Source organism: Nonomuraea diastatica (genome assembly GCF_004349015.1).
GTDB classification, from domain to species: domain Bacteria; phylum Actinomycetota; class Actinomycetes; order Streptosporangiales; family Streptosporangiaceae; genus Nonomuraea; species Nonomuraea diastatica.
This window is the reverse complement of the sequence record NZ_SMKP01000040.1, coordinates 13,227-29,369: the sequence shown is the minus strand read 5'-3', so window position 1 is coordinate 29,369 and position 16,143 is coordinate 13,227. Positions and strand designations below refer to the sequence as shown.

General features: G+C 72.5%; 15 protein-coding genes. 6 read left to right on the top strand and 9 right to left on the bottom strand.

Features of this window, described 5'->3' with window-relative positions; all coding sequences use genetic code 11:
* Positions 1-50 precede the first annotated feature (50 nt).
* The gene (locus E1294_RS16305; protein WP_132509368.1) at positions 51-251 is read right to left on the bottom strand and encodes an EF-hand domain-containing protein; all 201 of its coding nucleotides are present in this window, start codon (positions 249-251) and stop codon (positions 51-53) included.
* Between the two features lie 31 nt (positions 252-282).
* A complete protein-coding gene (locus E1294_RS16300) occupies positions 283-1,161 on the bottom strand; it encodes a LysR family transcriptional regulator (RefSeq protein ID WP_132509367.1) in 879 nt (292 codons plus the stop codon).
* 62 nt (positions 1,162-1,223) lie between these two features.
* Between E1294_RS16300 and E1294_RS16295 the strand changes: the two genes are divergently transcribed.
* Entirely contained in the window at positions 1,224-2,204 is a 981-nt protein-coding gene (locus E1294_RS16295; protein WP_132509366.1) for an aldo/keto reductase, read from the top strand.
* Here E1294_RS16295 and E1294_RS16290 read toward each other — a convergent pair.
* From E1294_RS16290 to E1294_RS16275, 4 genes are all read right to left on the bottom strand, one after another.
* Positions 2,201-3,388, bottom strand: a complete 1,188-nt coding sequence (locus E1294_RS16290) for a tetratricopeptide repeat protein (RefSeq protein WP_165977319.1) — start codon at positions 3,386-3,388, stop codon at positions 2,201-2,203. The genes E1294_RS16295 and E1294_RS16290 overlap by 4 nt on opposite strands.
* Positions 3,385-4,800 (bottom strand): ATP-binding protein, encoded by a 1,416-nt coding sequence (locus E1294_RS16285; RefSeq protein WP_132509364.1) that lies wholly within the window; start codon positions 4,798-4,800, stop codon positions 3,385-3,387. Before E1294_RS16285 ends, E1294_RS16290 begins: the two co-directional genes overlap by 4 nt.
* A 143-nt stretch (positions 4,801-4,943) precedes the next feature.
* Complete coding sequence (locus E1294_RS16280; RefSeq protein ID WP_132509363.1) at positions 4,944-6,233, bottom strand: hypothetical protein; 1,290 nt, start codon at positions 6,231-6,233, stop codon at positions 4,944-4,946.
* A gap of 134 nt (positions 6,234-6,367) precedes the next feature.
* On the bottom strand, positions 6,368-8,407 hold the full coding sequence (locus E1294_RS16275) for an MMPL family transporter (RefSeq protein ID WP_132509362.1): 2,040 nt from the start codon (positions 8,405-8,407) through the stop codon (positions 6,368-6,370).
* Between the two features lie 183 nt (positions 8,408-8,590).
* On the opposite strand from E1294_RS16275, the gene E1294_RS16270 reads away from it, so the two are divergent.
* The gene (locus E1294_RS16270; protein ID WP_132509361.1) at positions 8,591-9,847 is read left to right on the top strand and encodes an MFS transporter; all 1,257 of its coding nucleotides are present in this window, start codon (positions 8,591-8,593) and stop codon (positions 9,845-9,847) included.
* A 6-nt stretch (positions 9,848-9,853) separates the two neighbouring features.
* Here E1294_RS16270 and E1294_RS16265 read toward each other — a convergent pair whose 3' ends face one another.
* The 3 genes from E1294_RS16265 to E1294_RS16255 all read right to left on the bottom strand — a co-directional run bounded on the left by E1294_RS16265 (position 9,854) and on the right by E1294_RS16255 (position 12,291).
* On the bottom strand, positions 9,854-10,336 hold the full coding sequence (locus tag E1294_RS16265) for a hypothetical protein (RefSeq protein WP_132509360.1): 483 nt from the start codon (positions 10,334-10,336) through the stop codon (positions 9,854-9,856).
* Between the two features lie 99 nt (positions 10,337-10,435).
* Positions 10,436-11,563, bottom strand: coding sequence for an NAD(P)/FAD-dependent oxidoreductase (locus E1294_RS16260; RefSeq protein ID WP_132509359.1), 1,128 nt, complete (start codon positions 11,561-11,563; stop codon positions 10,436-10,438).
* 38 nt (positions 11,564-11,601) lie between these two features.
* A complete protein-coding gene (locus E1294_RS16255; protein ID WP_132509358.1) occupies positions 11,602-12,291 on the bottom strand; it encodes a hypothetical protein in 690 nt (229 codons plus the stop codon).
* Positions 12,292-12,328: 37 nt separating this feature from the next.
* Between E1294_RS16255 and E1294_RS16250 the strand changes: the two genes are divergently transcribed.
* From E1294_RS16250 to fahA, 4 genes are all read left to right on the top strand, one after another.
* Positions 12,329-12,958, top strand: a complete 630-nt coding sequence (locus E1294_RS16250) for a helix-turn-helix domain-containing protein (protein ID WP_132509357.1) — start codon at positions 12,329-12,331, stop codon at positions 12,956-12,958.
* A 78-nt stretch (positions 12,959-13,036) separates the two neighbouring features.
* Complete coding sequence (locus E1294_RS16245; RefSeq protein ID WP_132509356.1) at positions 13,037-14,206, top strand: homogentisate 1,2-dioxygenase; 1,170 nt, start codon at positions 13,037-13,039, stop codon at positions 14,204-14,206.
* The gene (locus tag E1294_RS16240; protein ID WP_165977318.1) at positions 14,203-14,970 is read left to right on the top strand and encodes a hypothetical protein; all 768 of its coding nucleotides are present in this window, start codon (positions 14,203-14,205) and stop codon (positions 14,968-14,970) included. The genes E1294_RS16245 and E1294_RS16240 overlap by 4 nt, the downstream gene beginning before the upstream one ends.
* Positions 14,967-16,070, top strand: coding sequence for a fumarylacetoacetase (gene fahA, locus E1294_RS16235; RefSeq protein ID WP_132509354.1), 1,104 nt, complete (start codon positions 14,967-14,969; stop codon positions 16,068-16,070). Before E1294_RS16240 ends, fahA begins: the two co-directional genes overlap by 4 nt.
* Positions 16,071-16,143 lie beyond the last annotated feature (73 nt).

Sequence of the window (16,143 nt, the reverse complement as noted above, 5' to 3'; positions counted from 1 at the left end):
CCCATTGTGACCCAGGCGCCAAGAGTTGTGTAGCAAGAGCTTGTTTGTTATCACTTCTGGAGGAAGGCGCCGAACTCCTCCACGTCGATCAGGCCGTCGCCGTCCTTGTCGAGCTGCCGCACTCCTGCCTGCGCGGCCTCCAGCGTCACCGGCCGGCCCAGCACCTCCATCAGCCGTACGAGCTCGACCGCGGAGATCCTCCCGTCCTTGTCGGCGTCGATCAGGTCGAAGGTGGTCGCGTAGTCGCTCATGGGTCGCCCTTCTGCGGGATCCGCTGTCGCGTCAGACCTTAGTAGCGACTTGTCGTAGTGCGTCGATGAATGCCACGACTTGTGGTCTCCTGTCGCCCTCTCGCCAGGCGATGGCGAGTTCGCCTGGAGGCAGCCCCGTGACCGGCCGGTAGGCCAGCCCCGGCCTGCTGTAGAGCTCGGCGTTGCCCTCGGCCACGAGCACCACGCCGAGCCCGCTGGTCACGGCCTCGAACACCTCCTCGGGCGTGTTGGCGGTGACCCCGACGACCGGCTCGTCATCGCGCGCGTCGAGCGCGAGCCAGAAGTCGCGCAGCGGCCCCGCCACCGTGGGCAGCGCGATGAACGGCTCGTCGCGCAGGGCGGGGAACGGCACCTCCGCCAGCCCGGCGAGCGGATGATCGGCCGGCATGGCCACCCCGCGCCTTTCTGTGGCCACCACGTACGTCCGCACCCCCGGCGGCACCGGCAGCCAGATGAACGCCACGTCGGAGCTCCCGTCGGCCAGACCGCCGCTGGTGTCGTCCCATCCGACCAGCCGCAGCGAAACCTCCCAGCCCGGCAACCGCTCGCGGAAGCGGCGCAGGGCCGCCTGCTGCAGCCCTCTGCCCACGGCCGTCTGCATGCCGATCACCAGCGTCCCCGTCGGCCCCGCGGCGCGCACCTCCTCCACGCCGACCGCCCACCGTGCGAGCAGGTCGCGGGCGACCGGCAGCAGCGCCTCGCCCTGCCTGGTCAGCGCCATCCCGCTGGGCACCCGCTCGAACAGCCCGAACCCGAGCTGCCGCTCCAGCACCCTGAGCTGCTTGGAAAGGGCGGGCTGGGAGACGAACAGCCGCTCGGCGGCCCGTGTCACGTTGAGCTCCTCGGCCACCGTCACGAAGTAGCGCAGCTCCCGCAGATGCACGTCCATAGCCACCGGTTATAGCAAAGGGTCTTGGACACGCGCCCCACCCACCCGGCAGGCTCACCGTCATGAAGACACGCACTCTTGGAAACCTGCAGGTCCCCGCCATCGGCTTCGGCGCCATGGTGCTCTCACCCGGCGTGTACGGCGAGATCGACGACGAGCGTGCCGAGACGGCGCTCAGGACGGCGCTGGACGCGGGCGGCACCCACGTGGACACCAGCGACGCCTACGGCGTGAACGGGCACAACGAGCGGCTCGTGGGCCGCGCGATCAAGGGGCGCCGCGACGAGGTGGTGGTCGCGACCAAGTTCGGCCTGGCGATCCCGGAAGGCGAGCCCAGCAGGTCACACCCGGTCGGCTACGCCTTCAACGAGCTGCGGGTGAACGCCGAACCCCGTCTGGTGCGCCGCTACGCCGAGCGCAGCCTGCGCAACCTGGGCACGGACGTGATCGACCTCTACTACGCGCACTATCCCGACCCCGGCGTGCCGATCGAGGAGACCGTCGGCGCGATGGCCGGCCTGGCGCGCGACGGGTTGATCAGGCATGTCGGCCTGTCCAACGTGACGGCCGCCCAGCTGCGCGCGGCGCACGCCGTCCACCCGGTGTCGGCCGTGCAGAACGAGTGGTCGATGTGGCGGCACGTCGACCAGGACCTCCTGGCCACCGCACGTGAGCTGGGCGTGGGCATCGTGGCGTGGAGCCCGCTCGGCAGCGGCTTCCTGACGGGCACCGTCCAGTCGCTCGGCGAGGGCGACTTCCGCCACAACGCCCCACGCTTCGACGCGGGCAACCTGGCGAGCAACAACGACCGCTACGCCCCGATCAGGGCCATGGCCGCGCAGCTCGGCATCACACCCGCCCAGCTGGCCCTGGCCTGGCTGCTGCACCAGGACGAGCACGTGGTGACCATCCCGGGCAGCCGCACCCCCTCCCACATCGAGGAGAACCTGGCGGCGGCCGACCTCACCCTGCACCCGGACACGCTCGACGCGATCGGCAAGGCCCTGGCCGCGTTCGAGGTGTCCGGCGGCACCCTCCTTTAGCGGAGCTGGGGCCTGCCGCGTACGCCGGCCGCCACCCAGATCGTGGCCAGGCAGGCGTACACGCTGAGCAGCGCCACGCCCACCGAGGCGAGGACCACCGACGCGACGAGGGCCAGGGCGAGCAGGACCGCCCAGCCGTACAGGATCGTGCGGCGGCGCTCAGAACCGGTGTGCGCGGCCTCCTGGGCGGGGGTGACCAGGGCCATGGCCCCGACGCCGGCGGTGCCGAGCGGCTCGCTGCCGAACGTGATCCCGAGGCCCAGCGCCACCGCGCCCACGGCCACCAGGCCGCAGCAGAGCATGGCCACGCGGGACTCGACGACCTCGAAGAGCAGCTGGGTGGCCTTGCCGCGGGCCAGCCGGAGCGTGGTGACCGCCTCGGCGACCCACGCCGCCCAGTGCAGCAGCGCGACGACGAAGAAGACCAGGATGACCGGCGGGATCGCGGGCAGCAGGAACAGCAGCCGCCACCCGCCGCGGAACCTGCCGCGCACCCCCGCGAGCCGGCGGTACAGGAGGTTGCGCTGCTTGAGCGCCGCCACGAGCAGATCCCGGGCGTGGCCGTAGCCGGGATCGAGGCGGAGCACCTCGCGGAAGGCCTCCGCCGCCCGCCGTGGGTCGCCGAAGGCCAGCTCCGCGCGGCCGTAGGCGAGGTGCGCGGTGGCGCTCTCCGGATCCAGCCGTACGGCGTGCGCGGCGGCGGCCCTGGCCGGCTGCGCCTCCCCGAGCTGGGTGCGGGCCAGCGACAGCAGGCTCACCAGGTCGGAGTCCTCCGGGTCGATGGCCAGCCCGCGCTGCGCCGCGTCGGCCATCTGACCCCACTGGCCGACCAGCATGTGGGTACGGGCGAGCTGCTCCCAGATCGGCGGGTGCTCGGGATTGAGCCGCAGCGCCGTGGTGGCGGCGGCCAGCGCGTCGGCAGGGCGGCGGGCCCGGTGGTGCACCTGCGCGGCCACGTAGTGGGTGGACCAGTGGTCGGGCGCGAGCCGTACCGCTTCGGCCGACTCCTCGACGGCCTCGGCCGCGTTGTCCTGCTGAACCAGGGCGAGGGCCAGGAAGGCGTGCGCGGTGGCGTACTGCGGTTGCCGGGCGAGCACGCCGCGCAGCTCGCGCTCGGCGTCGGCGGGGCGGCGCAGCTGCAGCAGCGTGCGCGCCCGCTCGAGCGGGTCGCCCGTGGGCGTCACCGTTTGCCTTTGACCCAGGGCAGCAGCTCGTCCCACGCGCCCGAGTCGTTGGCGTGCATCACGTAGTTGCGCGCCGTGGCCATCCACTCGTGCACCGCCGTGGGGCGGATGGTCTGCGCGGCGGCCAGCAGGTCGGGCGTCGACAGCGGGATGGGGCGGCCGGCGCGGATCGACTGCTGGAGCTTGGCCTCCACCGCCCGGTCCACCAGGCCCTTGAGGTCGGCGCCGACGAAGTGGTCGGCGACCCGGGCGACCGCGTCGTAGTCCATCTCCGCCAGGGGCTTGTCACGGCACAGGATGCGCAGGATGGCCGCGCGGGCCGCGGCGTCCGGCGGCGGGACGAGCACGGGCTGGTCGAAGCGGCCTGGCCGGCGGAAGGCCGGGTCCACGTACCAGGGGGCGTTGGTGGCCGCCAGCACGAGGACGCCCTCGTTGGCGTGCTCGTCCACGCCGTCGAGCTCGGCCAGGAACTGGTTGACCAGCTGCCGTGTGTGCGCCTGGCGCATGTCGGAGCGGCGGGCGGCCAGCGCGTCGACCTCGTCGAAGAAGAGCACGCACGGCCGGTTGCGCCGGGCCAGGTCGAACGTGGCCCGCAGGTTGCGCTCGCTGGAGCCGATGTACATGTCCAGGATGTCGGCCAGGCCCACGTTGACGAACGATGCGCCGAGCTCCCCGGCGGCGGCCCTGGCGAGGTGGGTCTTGCCCGCACCGGGAGGGCCGTAGAGCAGCACGCCGCCGCCTGCGCGCTTGCCGAACGCTGCGAACATCTCCGGCTGCTGGAGCGGGAGCAGCAGCTTGACGCGTAGCGCCTCCTTGACCGCCTCCATGCCCGCCACGTCGGCGAACCTCACCTTGGAGTGCTCGACCTCGGCGGTGGCCCGGTCCGCGGGCCCCGGGGAGGGCGTGTGGTAGGCGGGGGCGGGCCCAGCTGAAGGCCCAGTGGAGGGCCCAGTGGAGGGCGGCGCGGCGTGGGGCGAGGCCGGCGGCGCCTGTGGCGGGGGTGGTGGTGGAGCAGGCGCCAGGCGGGCGGCGAGTTCGGCGTCGCTCACGGACGGGTCGCGGGAGACCGCCTGCTGGTAGCGGCGGGCCGCCTGCGCCTGGTCGCCCTCTCCGAGCAGCGCCCTGGCCGCCAGCACCCCGAGCAGGGGCGGGTGGCCGGGCGTGTCGAGCAGCGGCTCGAGCGCCGCCAGCGCGGCCCCGTGGGCGCTCTGCCTGATGAACGCCTCCGCCAGCCCGGCCGTGAGCTCGGCGTCCCTGGGGGCGAGCGCGAGCGCGGCGCGGAACTCGGCCTCGGCGTCGGCGAGGTAGCCGCCGGCGAGGAGCTGACCGGCGAGGTGCCGGCGCAGGGGGAGGTTGTCCGGGGATAGACGCGCCGCCTCGCGGAGCGCCTGAAGGCCGGCATCGTCCGACACGTGCCGTTCCCTTCTGTCGGGGTTTGGGTGGTTCGAGGTTCGTAAGATACCGAAACCGGCCCCTGGACATCCGGGAGGTCCACCCATGACAGGAAGCCGGGCACCGCCTCTGGGAGGCGATGCCCGGCTTACCGGTCGGACGATCAGGCGGCGTGCAGGTAGATCTGGCCGAAGACCTCGGACAGGTTCTTCAGGTCCGTGGCCATGTCCACCTCAGGGTTGGCCGGGTCGTAGACGGTGGCCAGGCGGGCCCGGACCGTGCCGAGCTTCTTGAGCTGCTCCCAGGTGGTGGTGGCGGCCCACTTCTCGCCGTACACGCGGTTGACCTGGCCCTGGTCGTTCTGCCAGCGGCTCCAGAGGGTGACCGTCTCGGCGGCGTCGTCCTGCAGCGGAGCGGCGATGCGGTCGGTGATGGCCTGGGCGGCCTGCTCCTCGTTCAGCTGGGCGCTGCCGGCGGCGGCGAAGGAGGCGTCCTCGGCGGCGATCTGAGCGTAGGCGTCCCAGGCGCGGGCCCGGACCTGGATCCACTGGTTACGCTGGGCCTCGGCGGCGTCGATCTTCCAGGTGGCGTACTCCGTGGCCAGGTGGCCGCTGTCCAGGGCGAGCTGGTCGATGAGGCCCCTGGCGAGCCAGCCGCCGATGCGCTCCGGGTCGAGCAGCGGATACTTCTTGGTCATCTCGGCCTTGCAGGCGTCGTTCGAGCCGCAGCCGAAGAGCGGCACCACCGTGTGCGCGGCCAGCTTCTTGCCCGGGAGCAGCCCGCGCAGCGTGGTCGTGGCCTCGGTGACGAACATGTCCAGCTCGTCGGCACTGGCGAACGCCTGGTCGTCGGCGCCGAGCTTCGAGGTGAACCTGACACCCACGACCCCCGGCTGCGCGGCGGCCAGCGCGGCGACCTTCTTGGCGGCCTCGGCGAGCTTGCCGGCCTTGTAGTCGTCGGCGAGCTCGGTGTCTATCCAGACCCGCGTGTTCGTCTGGGAGACGGTCTGCGCGGCCTGGCCCGCCGGGGTCTGCTTGGCGGCGGCCTTCTGCTCGGGGGTGATGCCGCTGCCGTCGACGTAGCACTGCTCGCCGTTCTGGCACTCGGGCGTGCCGCCGTCCTCGGCTCCCGGGACGTCCGGCGAGCCGACGTCGTGCATCTCGCCGTCGCCCTCGGAGTCGGTCGGGCACTCGTTGCCCGGCTGGGTGCAGTCGATCGTGATCGGGTCCATCGGGCCGGCCTCGACCATGTGCTCGCCGTCGTTGTCGAGCCAGAACTTCGCGATGTCGGCGGCCTCTTCCGGGGTGGCCATCCACCGGCAGACGACGTACGCGGGGGTGTCCTCGGAGAGGAGGTCGTTGCAGCTCCTCGGGTCGTCCTCCGACCACGCGGGAACGCCGATGCCCAGGAGTGAGAGGGCCAGTCCGATGACGAAGAGCTGCCGCAGTCGCATGGCACCTTACTTCCAGGGGGTGATCGTGGGCATTCGCACAATATCCGGACGATCAACAACGTTCAATGAAATCCATGCTCTTACTTCACGGCTATCCCGACGCGAAGTAGGCGTTCCCGTCATGTTCACCTGGGTCACTCCTCCACCTCGGCCCACGTCCATCCGCCTCGGGTGGCCCGGACCACCCTCGTGCGCCCGGCCGTCACCCTGACCCACTCGGGTCGCTCGGGCCGCTCGGAGAGCAAGCGGTCCTCCTGGGCGAGCGGCACGGGATCGGTGTCCGCCCCGAAGACCGCCGGCCGCCCGTTCACGGTCACCGGCAGCACCCCGGCGCCGCTCCCGAGACGTACGACCGGACGATCCACCGCCGCGTCCGCCCGCTCGTCCTGCCCGCCCCTCCCTCCGGCGGCCGGCGCAGGCGCGACGGCCGGGAACGCGGAAGGGCGAGCCGGGGGCGTGAAGGAGCGTGCGGGCGCTCCGGAAGTGCGGGCCGGGGACGCGGAGGAACCGGCAGGCGCTGCGGAAGGGCGCGTCAGGGGTGCGGAGAAGGGGCGGCGGAGACGGGTGAGGGCCAGGAGGGCGCACGACAGCGCGCAGACCACCAGCGCCGCCCACGGCAGCGACCCCGTGTAGGCGTCGAGCAGGTCCGTACGCGCGGCCGCGGGACCGCCGGCCACCACCTCGCGCACCTTCGGCCCCGGATCCACCGACCTGATCGAGGCGACCAGTTCCCCGGCTGCGGCGGACATGGGGTCGAGAGAGTGGCGGACGGACAGGCGGACCGCGCCGTGCTTTTGGGAGAGCCCGGCCACGGAGACCCCCGTGACGTGCGGCAGCCGTTCGAGACGGCCGGCGAAGGACCGTACGTCGGAGGCGGTCACCCGCGTGACGGCGCTGATCGGCGTGTGGCCCTGCCCGAGCGGCCCGGGTTTCCTGGGCTTGCCCGCGAAGGAACGCTCGACGAGGACGTGCACGTCGAGCGCCCCGAGCGGGTTCCCGGGGAGACCTTGCTCGACGATCTCGGCGACCCTGCGGCTCTCCGCGCCGGCGGGCAGCGCACGACGGTCCACGCCGCCGAGCTCGGCCTGCGCGTACGGCACCGCCAGCGCCGCCAGCACGGCGGCCGTCGCGGCCAGGTGCGGCAGGACCGCGCGTGGCCGCCACCAGAGCCCAGGGACGATCCGCAGCGCGGCCACGCCCCGGCCGAGCATCCCGAGCAGGGCGGCGGGCACGACCAGCGCGACACCGGTGGCGACGAGCGCCACGGCCGCCGCCACGGGCCCGAACGCGCTCAGGGACGCCCGCGGGAACAGCAGCAGCCCCAGCAGGGCCACGGCCACCGCCGTCCCGGACAGGGCCACGGTACGTCCGGCCGCGCCCAGAGCCCGTTCGCAGGACGCCTCGTCGCCGGGTGTGTCCCCGGCCTGCTCGTCGCCGAGCGCGTCCATGAACGCCTTGACCACGAACACCGCGTACCCGGCGGCCAGCGCGAACCCGAGCACGGCGGCGGCGTACAGCGAGGTGATGGAGATCTCCCCCACCTCGGTGAGCAGCCGCAGCAGCACCACCGTTGCCGCGACGGCGATCAGCCCCGCGAACACCGGCACCGCGGCGGCCACCAGGCTCCCTGACACCAGGCCGAGCAGCGCGAGCAGCACCGGCGCGGCGACGGCCGCGGCGCAGGCCAGGTCGGCGGCGGCCTGCGCGTTGCGCTCGGCCAGCAACGGCACCGGCCCCCCCACCCCGGCGCGCAGGTTCTCGACGCTCCTGAGCCGGTCCGCGATCGCCGCGTAGCGTTCCAGCTCGGCGCCGTCCCTGAGGGTGACCAGCGCGTACGTCGCGTGCCCGTCGCCGGACACCATCGTCTTCGACCCGGTCGTCCAGTACGTGGCCAGCCCGCTCACGTGCGCCGCCGGCAGCCGCCGCAGCGAGTCGTGCACCGCCTTCTTGTACCGGGGATCGCGCACCTTGACCGACGGGTGCCGGTAGAGGACCACCACGTCGGGGGCGCCGTACCACTCCTCGCTCCAGCGAGCGGCGGTCGCCGAGCCGGACCGCGGGTCCTCGGCGCCGCCCGTCATCCGCCCGAACAGGTCCAGCCCCAGCGGCGCGGCGAGGACCGCCCCCACCAGGCTCAGCAGCAGCAGCACACGGGCGATCCGCGTGTACCGCATGGCCGATCCCCTCGCCGACTGCAGGGACCTAGCAAATTACGGGACGGGCAGGCACGATTCTTGCCCGTCTCCGGCACATTCCGGGGGCGCTCTTGTCACCGGCGTGACAAGAAATATTCGCGCGACAACAGCGGGTCAGCCCTGGAGAATGACGTGGTTTGACATCGTGCAGGGGGGCAGCGGGTGCACAGTTACCTAGGCGATCTCGGGTTGCTCCGTGACCGCAGGTTCGCGCTGCTGCTGTCGGCGCGGACGATCTCCATGCTGGGCACCGCGTTCGCGCCCGTGGCCCTGGCGTTCGGCGTGCTCAACCTGCCCGGCGCCACCGCCTCGACGTTGTCGGTCGTGCTCACCGCCGAGTCGCTGCCGATGGTCGTGTTCACCCTGGTCGGCGGTGTGATCGCGGACCGGCTGCCGCGGCATCGGGTGCTGATGGCCGGTGAGTTCCTGATGGCGGCGGGCTTCTTCGCGCTGGGCGTGATGATGCTCACCGGCTGGACCCCGCTGCCCGCGCTGAGCGCGGCGGCGGCGCTGAGCGGCGTGGCCACGGCCGTCACGTTTCCCGCGCTGACCGGCATCATCCCCGAGGTCGTGCCCGAGGACCGGCTGCAGACCGGCAACGCGCTGCTCGGCCTCGGCATGAACGTCTCCCGCGTGGCCGGCGCGGTGCTGGGCGGCGGCACGGTGGTGTTGTTCGGCGGCGGCTGGGCGCTGATGGTGAGCGGCGCGATGTTCACGGTGGCGGGCGTGCTGGTCGCGCTGCTGCGCATGAAGCCGGGCGAGCGGCCGAGCGGCGAGCGGCACTCGGTGCTGGCCGACCTGCGTGACGGGTGGCGGGAGTTCAGCTCGCGGCAGTGGATCTGGGTGGTGGTCGCGCAGTTCTCGCTGATGGTCATGGCCATCCAGGCCGCGCACGGGGTGCTCGGCCCGCTGCTGGCGAAGGAGAGCCTGGGCGGTCCCGCGGCATGGTCGGCGTTCCTGGCGGGCGAGGCCGTGGGGACGATCGCCGGGGTGCTGGTGTCGCTGCGGCTGCGGCCGAAGCGGCCGATCCTGGTGGCCGTGCTGCTCTGCCTGCCGGCCGCGCTGCCGACCGCGCTGCTCGGGCTCGACGCTCCGCTCTGGAGCATCGTGGCGGGGGCGTTCGTGCTCGGCGTGTGTTTCGACGTGTTCGGTGTGTTGTGGATGACCACGATGCAGCGCGAGATCCCGGCCGCGTCGTTGTCGCGGGTCAGCTCGTACGACATGCTCGGGTCCCTGATGTTCGGCCCGATCGGCCTGTTGCTGGCGGGGCCGGCGGCGAGCCTGTTCGGCATCCAGGCGGCGTTGCTGGGGTGCGCGGTCATCGTCGTGTTGTCGACGCTGGCGGCGCTGCTCTCTCCCGGGGTGCGCAACCTGCGCGCCCCGGAGCCGAAGGCGCCGCTGGAGCCGGCCTCACCGTGACCGGAGTCAGGCGCGGAAATGGGCCCGGAAATAGGCATTGGCCCGCGGCTGGAACATCAGGGTCAGCGCGCCGATCACGGCTGCCAGGTGCAGGATCCTCGCGGCGGCGCCGACCACGCCCATCGTGTCCGTCCCGGCCACGGCCTGGCCGATCGAGCCGCCTGCCAGCAGCCATTCGACCGGCTCGATCAGCAGCGAGATCGTGCCGAACACGCCCAGCGTCCCGGCCAGCGCCCAGCGCGCCCAGTTGGCCCCTGTCCTCAGCCGCAGGGCCAGATAGGTCGCCCCGGCGAACACGGCGAGCCGGAAACCGAGGCCGGGCAGCAGCTCGGCGAGCGTGGCCGAGCCCTCGCCGACGATCCCGGAGACGATCAGAACGGCCTCGAACGCGCCCAGCGCCACCGCAGCCAGCCAGAGCGCGGCGGCGCTCTGCACGACGGGCGGCGCCTGGGTGGGCCGAGGAGTGGACTGCCGGGTGATGATGCTCATCGCGGGCTCCCTGTTTGGACGTGGGGACCTCTGAAGTCTCCACCGCGAACACCGCCGCGATCATGCCCGCCATCCCCCGAATGCCAGGTAGGGGTGGCCCTACAGGACTTGGCCGCTGGTCCTCAGCCCGCGCGACGGGGTCCGCTCGTGCAGCCCGAAGCGCGGCTCGGGCGCGTGGTCGCCGTCGAGCACGCCCGCCACATAGCCGGCCAGCGCGGGCCCGTGCTTGAACCCGTGCCCCGAGTCCCCGCCGAACAGCCACACGCCCGGCGACACCTCGTTGACGATCCACTCGGCGTCCGGCGTGAGCGCGTACTGGCACACCTGGCTGAACAGCACCGGAGCCCGCGCCAGCGAGGGAAACCTGCGCAGCAGGTAGGCGCGGGCCCGCTCGACACCGGCCGCGTCCACCTCCCGCGAGCCGTGTTCGGGCTCGTACGGCTCCCCTTCCGCGTCGGAGGTGGCCTTCATCCCCACCCCGTCCACGTCGCCGTGCCCGTAGGCGGAGGCCCCGTGGTCCACCCAGGCGGGCGTCTCGGGGACGGACCACGCGGACGGCACCGCGAAGTGCAGCGTGTCCTGCTTCGTCACGGAAACCGGCACGTCGAAGAGCGCGGGCAACCACGCGCCGCACGCCCACACCACCCGGTCGGCGTGCCGCACCTCGCCGTCGATCTCGACGGCGGCCTGGTACGGCGCCGCATCGCCCGCCACGGGCACCACCCGTGCCCTGACCAGCCGGACCCCGGACGCCACGGCCAGGGCGGCGGTCACCTGGGTCGCCCGCCGGGCCCTGAGCACGCCCGCGTGCGGCTCCCAGAGCAGGAAGCGGAGGTCGTCGGCGCGCAGGTCGGGGAAGAACCGGCCGCCGTCGGACGGGTCCAGCAACTCACACGGGATGTCCAGATTTTTCAGCACCTGGGCGCTTCTGTGCTCCCACCCGTCGGTCGTCCTCGCGAACCAGACCATGCCGGCCTCGTGGTACAGCTCCTCGCCGGCCCGTTCCTCCAGCCTGCGCCAGCCGTCCCTGGCCTGCCAGGCGAGCCTGGTGTACCAGGCGTCGTCACCGTGCGAGCAGCGCAGGAGCCGGGTCTCACCGGCGCTGGACTGCCGGACGTGCCCCGGCCTGTGCTGCTCGACGAGCGTCACCCGCCAGCCGGTTTCGGCCAGCCGCAACGCCAGCGATGACCCCCATATGCCCGCTCCGACCACAATGACCGATTTCATGACACCAGGTGACCGCAAAAGGCACGTGCCCGCAAGGCTCAGCCGACGATGATCCGGACCACCACGCCGGCGCAGTTGCCCGCCACACAGATCCGTACCGGAACCTCGAAGACGCCCGGAGCCGCGGGGACGCCGCCCACCCGGCCGTCGGGCCCGATGCTCACGCCCGCGGGCAGCCTGGCCTGGTCGGTCACCGTGAACGTCGGGAGCACGCCGTCCGGGCCGCCCTCGACGCCGATCTCGCCGTCGAGCGGGACGCCCGCCCCGCCGTGGAAGATCAGCTCGCGCGGCTCCCACGGTTCATAGCCGAGCACCACGAGGGTCAGCTCCTGCTCCCGGCACGACCGTCCCGAGCAGATCTCGACGGGGGCGGCGAAGGTTCCGGAGCGCCGCGGCGTGCCGTGCAGCAGGCCGCTCCCGTCGACCCGGATTCCGGCCGCGAGGTGGCCGGGACGGAACGTGACGCCCTCGGCGGTGGGCAGCAGGCGCCGGCGCACCTCGATGCCCTGGGTGAGGTGGAAGGTGTCCTCGACCAGGCTCTCGCCCGCCTGGTCGTACGAGGTCCCGCTGGACGCGCCGGCCCCCCGGCCAGTGAACGGAGTCCCAGTGGAGGTGGACACCGCGGGGGCGGGCGCGCACATGGTCAGAACGGCAATCAGAAGCAGCGACCTCTGCCGCATCGTCACCCCCAGGCTCTTCCCCCGCGATACGTACCCTCGCGTGTTCATGGCCTCACTCCGTTCGGAGGGCTCGATAATCGGTCGCATGGCCGCTGAATCCGCCCAGACCTTGGAGCGCGGGCTGCGCCTGCTGCGCCTGCTCGCCGACGGCAAGAACGGCCGCACGCCGACCGAGCTGAGCGCCGAGCTGTCGCTGAGCCGTCCCGTGGTCTACCGGCTGCTGACGACGCTGATGAACGAGGGGTTCGTCCGCAGGGACGCCGACGGCCGGGTGCACCTGGGGTTCGGGGTGCTGGTGCTGGCGCAGGCCGTGCAGCCGCTGCTGCGTGCGGCGGCGATGCCGGCGCTGCGGCGGCTGGCCGAGGAGGTGGGCGCGACCGCGCACCTGACCGTGGCCGAGGGCGACGACGGGCTGGCCGTGGCGGTGGTGGAGCCGTCCTGGACCGACATGCACGTGGCCTACCGCGAGGGCTCGCGCCATTCGCTGGCGAAAGGTGCGGCGGGGCGGGCGATCCTGGGGTTGCGCGAGGGCCGCGACGACTATTTCGTCACGGAAGGGCAGTTGCAGGAGGGTGCGCGGGGTGTCGCCGCGCCCGTCACCGGGCTGTCCTGGCTTGAGGCGTCGGTGGGGGTGGTGACGTTCGGGCCGCTGGAGGTGTCCACGGGGCCGCGGGTGGTGGCGGCGGCTGCCGAGCTGGCCGCGGCCCTGGGTTGACATCTCCAGACCGATGGCGGACGGTTGTCGCGTATAGAGGACACTGCCGTCCGATTAACGGACATTATGGAGGGGCGGATGCCGTACTACCGGGTCGTTGGGGAGGTGCCGCGCAAGCGGCACGTGCAGTTCAGACGGCCGGACGGCGGTCTCTACGCCGAGGAGCTCATGGGCGAGGAGGGCTTCTCGTCCGACTCCTCGCTGCTCTACCACCGCCACCTGCCCACCGCCGTCGTCAAGGCGGAGGCGGTCACGCCCACGGCCGACGCACGTCTCGAACCCAACCTGCCCCTCTCGCCCCGCCACTTCCGCACGCAGGAGCTGTCCAGCGCGGGCGACCTCGTCGCCGGCCGCATGCTGCTGGCCGGCAACGGCGACGTCCGGTTGTCGTACGCCACCAGCGACCGGCCGAGCGAGCTCTACCGCAACTCCATGGGCGACGAGTGCGTCTACGTCCAGCGCGGCACCGTGCGCTTCGAGTCCACGTACGGCGTGATCGAGGCAGGCGAGGGCGACTACGTCGTCATCCCGACCGGCACCATCCACCGCTGGGCGCCCGAGGGCCAGGTCAGCGTGCTGGCCATCGAGGCGGGCGGGCACGTCAGGCCGCCCAAGCGCTATCTTTCGCAACACGGGCAGTTCCTGGAGCACGCACCCTACTGCGAGCGCGACCTGCGCGCCCCGGCCGAGCCGCTCGTCGTGGAGGGCGAGGAGGTGCCGGTGCTCGTGCGCACGCGCGGCGGGCTGACCCGGCTGGTCTACCGCAACCATCCCTTCGACGTGGTCGGCTGGGACGGCTGCCTCTATCCGTTCGCGTTCAACATCAACGACTTCGAGCCGATCGTGAAGAAGACGCACGCGCCGCCGCCGGTGCACCAGACGTTCGAGGGGCCGGGGTTCGTGGTGTGCTCGTTCTGCCCGAGGCCGCTCGACTACCACCCCGAGGCCATCCCGATCCCGTACAACCACCACAACGTCGACTCCGACGAGTTCATGTTCTACGCGGGCGGCGACTACTCCGCGCGCAAGGGGTCCGGCATCGACGTCGGCTCGATCTCGCTGCATCCCGCCGGGTTCACGCACGGGCCACAGCCCGGCGCGGTCGAGGCGGTGATCGAGGCGGTCGGGCGCGGCGTCACGACGACGAGCGAGATGGCCGTGATGGTCGACACGTTCCGCCCGCTCGACCTCGGCCCCGGCGCGCTGGCCTGCGAGGATCCCGGCTACGCCTGGACTTGGGCACGATGAGCATCTACACGGCACTGATCGACGACGCGGGCCTGTTCCCGCCGACGTCGCTGCACATGGACGAGGCCCTGTCCCGCCACCGGCGCGACCTGGAGGGCGGCTGCCCGGTCCTCACGCACCGCTTCCTCTGCCCGGCCAGCCGGCTCTACCGGCTGCGCGGCATGGCGTTCCGGCCGCAGCGGATCGGCCTCATCGTCGACACCGACGAACTGCCCGCCTTCGACGACCTGCCCGTGGACATCGTCGAGATCCGCGCGCCCGCCGACACCCCGGTCGGCGTGGTGGCGGCCCGGCTGTCCCTGCCGCAGGGGGTGCGGCTCTTCGTCGAGGTCCCGCCGAACAGGGTGGCCTTCGACCCGCCCGCCGGGGTGGGGCTGAAGGTACGCTGCGGCGGCGCGTCGCCTGAGGACTTCCCGCCGGTCGAGCACCTCGCGGCGTTCATCAGGTCGTGCGTGGAGCACGGCATCCCGTTCAAGGCCACGGCCGGGCTGCACCACGCGGTACGCCACTTCGACCCCTCGCTCGGCGTCGACCGGCACGGCTTCCTCAACCTGCTGGTGGCGGTCTGCGAGACCGTGGAAGGGCGCGACCCCGGGCCGGCGCTGCGCACCACCGACGTCGGCCATCTCGTACGCCTGGCGCGGTCCGTGACCGAGGACACCGCGAAGCGCGCCCGCGAGCTGCTGGTGAGCTACGGCTCGTGCAGCACCGGCACGCCCGTCGCGGACCTGCGCGCACTCGGACTCGTGGAGGTGAACGCGTGAGCTGGGGAGTCGACAACCTGCCCTACGGGGTCTTCTCCTGCCCGGGACAGGCGCCCAGGGTCGGCGTACGGTACGGCGACAAGGTGCTCGACCTGGCGCCGGCGCTGCACGACGAGGTGTTCGCCGCCCCCACGCTCAACCCGTTCATGGCCAGGGGCCGCGCCGCCTGGCACGACACCAGGACCCTGATCCAGAACAAACTGACCGGCGACGTCTCGGTGACGGAGGCGCACCTGATCCCGCTGGAGCAGGTGAGTCTGCATCTGCCGTTCGAGGTCGCCGACTACGTCGACTTCTACGCCTCGATCGACCACGCGAGCAACCTCGGCAAGATCCTCCGCCCCGGCGACGAGCCGCTGAAGCCCAACTGGCGGCATCTACCGGTCGGCTACCACGGCAGGTCGGGCACCGTCGTCGTGTCGGGCACCCCGGTCAGGCGCCCGCACGGCCAGCTCGGCGCGGGGGTGTTCGGGCCGTGCGGGAAGCTCGACATCGAGGCCGAGCTGGGGTTCGTGGTGGGCGTGCCGTCCGGCCACGGCTCGCCCGCGGGGGCGTTCGAGGAGCACGTGTTCGGGGTGACGCTGGTCAACGACTGGAGCGCGCGCGACATCCAGGCCTGGGAGTACGTGCCGCTCGGGCCGTTCCTGGGCAAGTCGTTCGCCACGTCCGTCTCCCCGTGGGTCACGCCGCTGGAGGCGCTGCCCAGGATCCCCGGCCGAGCCCAGGACCCCGAGCCTGCCGCCTACCTGCGCAGGCAGGGCGACTGGGGGCTCGACATCACGCTGGAGATCGTGCTCAACGGCGAGACCGTGTCGCGGCCCCCGTACGCGGCGATGTACTGGACGCCCGACCAGATGCTCGCGCACATGACCGTGAACGGCGCCTCGCTGCGCACCGGAGACCTGTTCGCCAGCGGCACGATCTCGGGTCCCGAACGCGGCGAGCGGGGTTCGCTCACCGAGCTGACGTGGAACGGCGCCGACCCGATCAAGCTGGCCAGCGGCGAGACCCGCACCTTCCTGCAGGACGGCGACACCGTGACGATCCGGGCGACGGCCGGCGACCTGACGTTGGGGGAGGTTTCCGGAACCGTCCGATAAGTCACTCCGCGTGCATGCATGCTGACACACCGCTACCCTGGGGAACCCCTCTCAACCCTCGGAAAGCAGGAGT

Coding starts and splice junctions, on each gene's coding strand:
- E1294_RS16305 (WP_132509368.1), bottom strand. CDS start 251: ATGAGCGACTACGCGACCACCTTCGACCTGATCGACGCCGACAAGGAC.
- E1294_RS16295 (WP_132509366.1), top strand. CDS start 1,224: ATGAAGACACGCACTCTTGGAAACCTGCAGGTCCCCGCCATCGGCTTC.
- E1294_RS16265 (WP_132509360.1), bottom strand. CDS start 10,336: ATGAGCATCATCACCCGGCAGTCCACTCCTCGGCCCACCCAGGCGCCG.
- E1294_RS16250 (WP_132509357.1), top strand. CDS start 12,329: ATGGCCGCTGAATCCGCCCAGACCTTGGAGCGCGGGCTGCGCCTGCTG.
- E1294_RS16245 (WP_132509356.1), top strand. CDS start 13,037: ATGCCGTACTACCGGGTCGTTGGGGAGGTGCCGCGCAAGCGGCACGTG.
- E1294_RS16255 (WP_132509358.1), bottom strand. CDS start 12,291: ATGAACACGCGAGGGTACGTATCGCGGGGGAAGAGCCTGGGGGTGACG.
- E1294_RS16280 (WP_132509363.1), bottom strand. CDS start 6,233: ATGCGACTGCGGCAGCTCTTCGTCATCGGACTGGCCCTCTCACTCCTG.
- E1294_RS16240 (WP_165977318.1), top strand. CDS start 14,203: ATGAGCATCTACACGGCACTGATCGACGACGCGGGCCTGTTCCCGCCG.
- E1294_RS16275 (WP_132509362.1), bottom strand. CDS start 8,407: ATGCGGTACACGCGGATCGCCCGTGTGCTGCTGCTGCTGAGCCTGGTG.
- E1294_RS16300 (WP_132509367.1), bottom strand. CDS start 1,161: ATGGACGTGCATCTGCGGGAGCTGCGCTACTTCGTGACGGTGGCCGAG.
- E1294_RS16260 (WP_132509359.1), bottom strand. CDS start 11,563: ATGAAATCGGTCATTGTGGTCGGAGCGGGCATATGGGGGTCATCGCTG.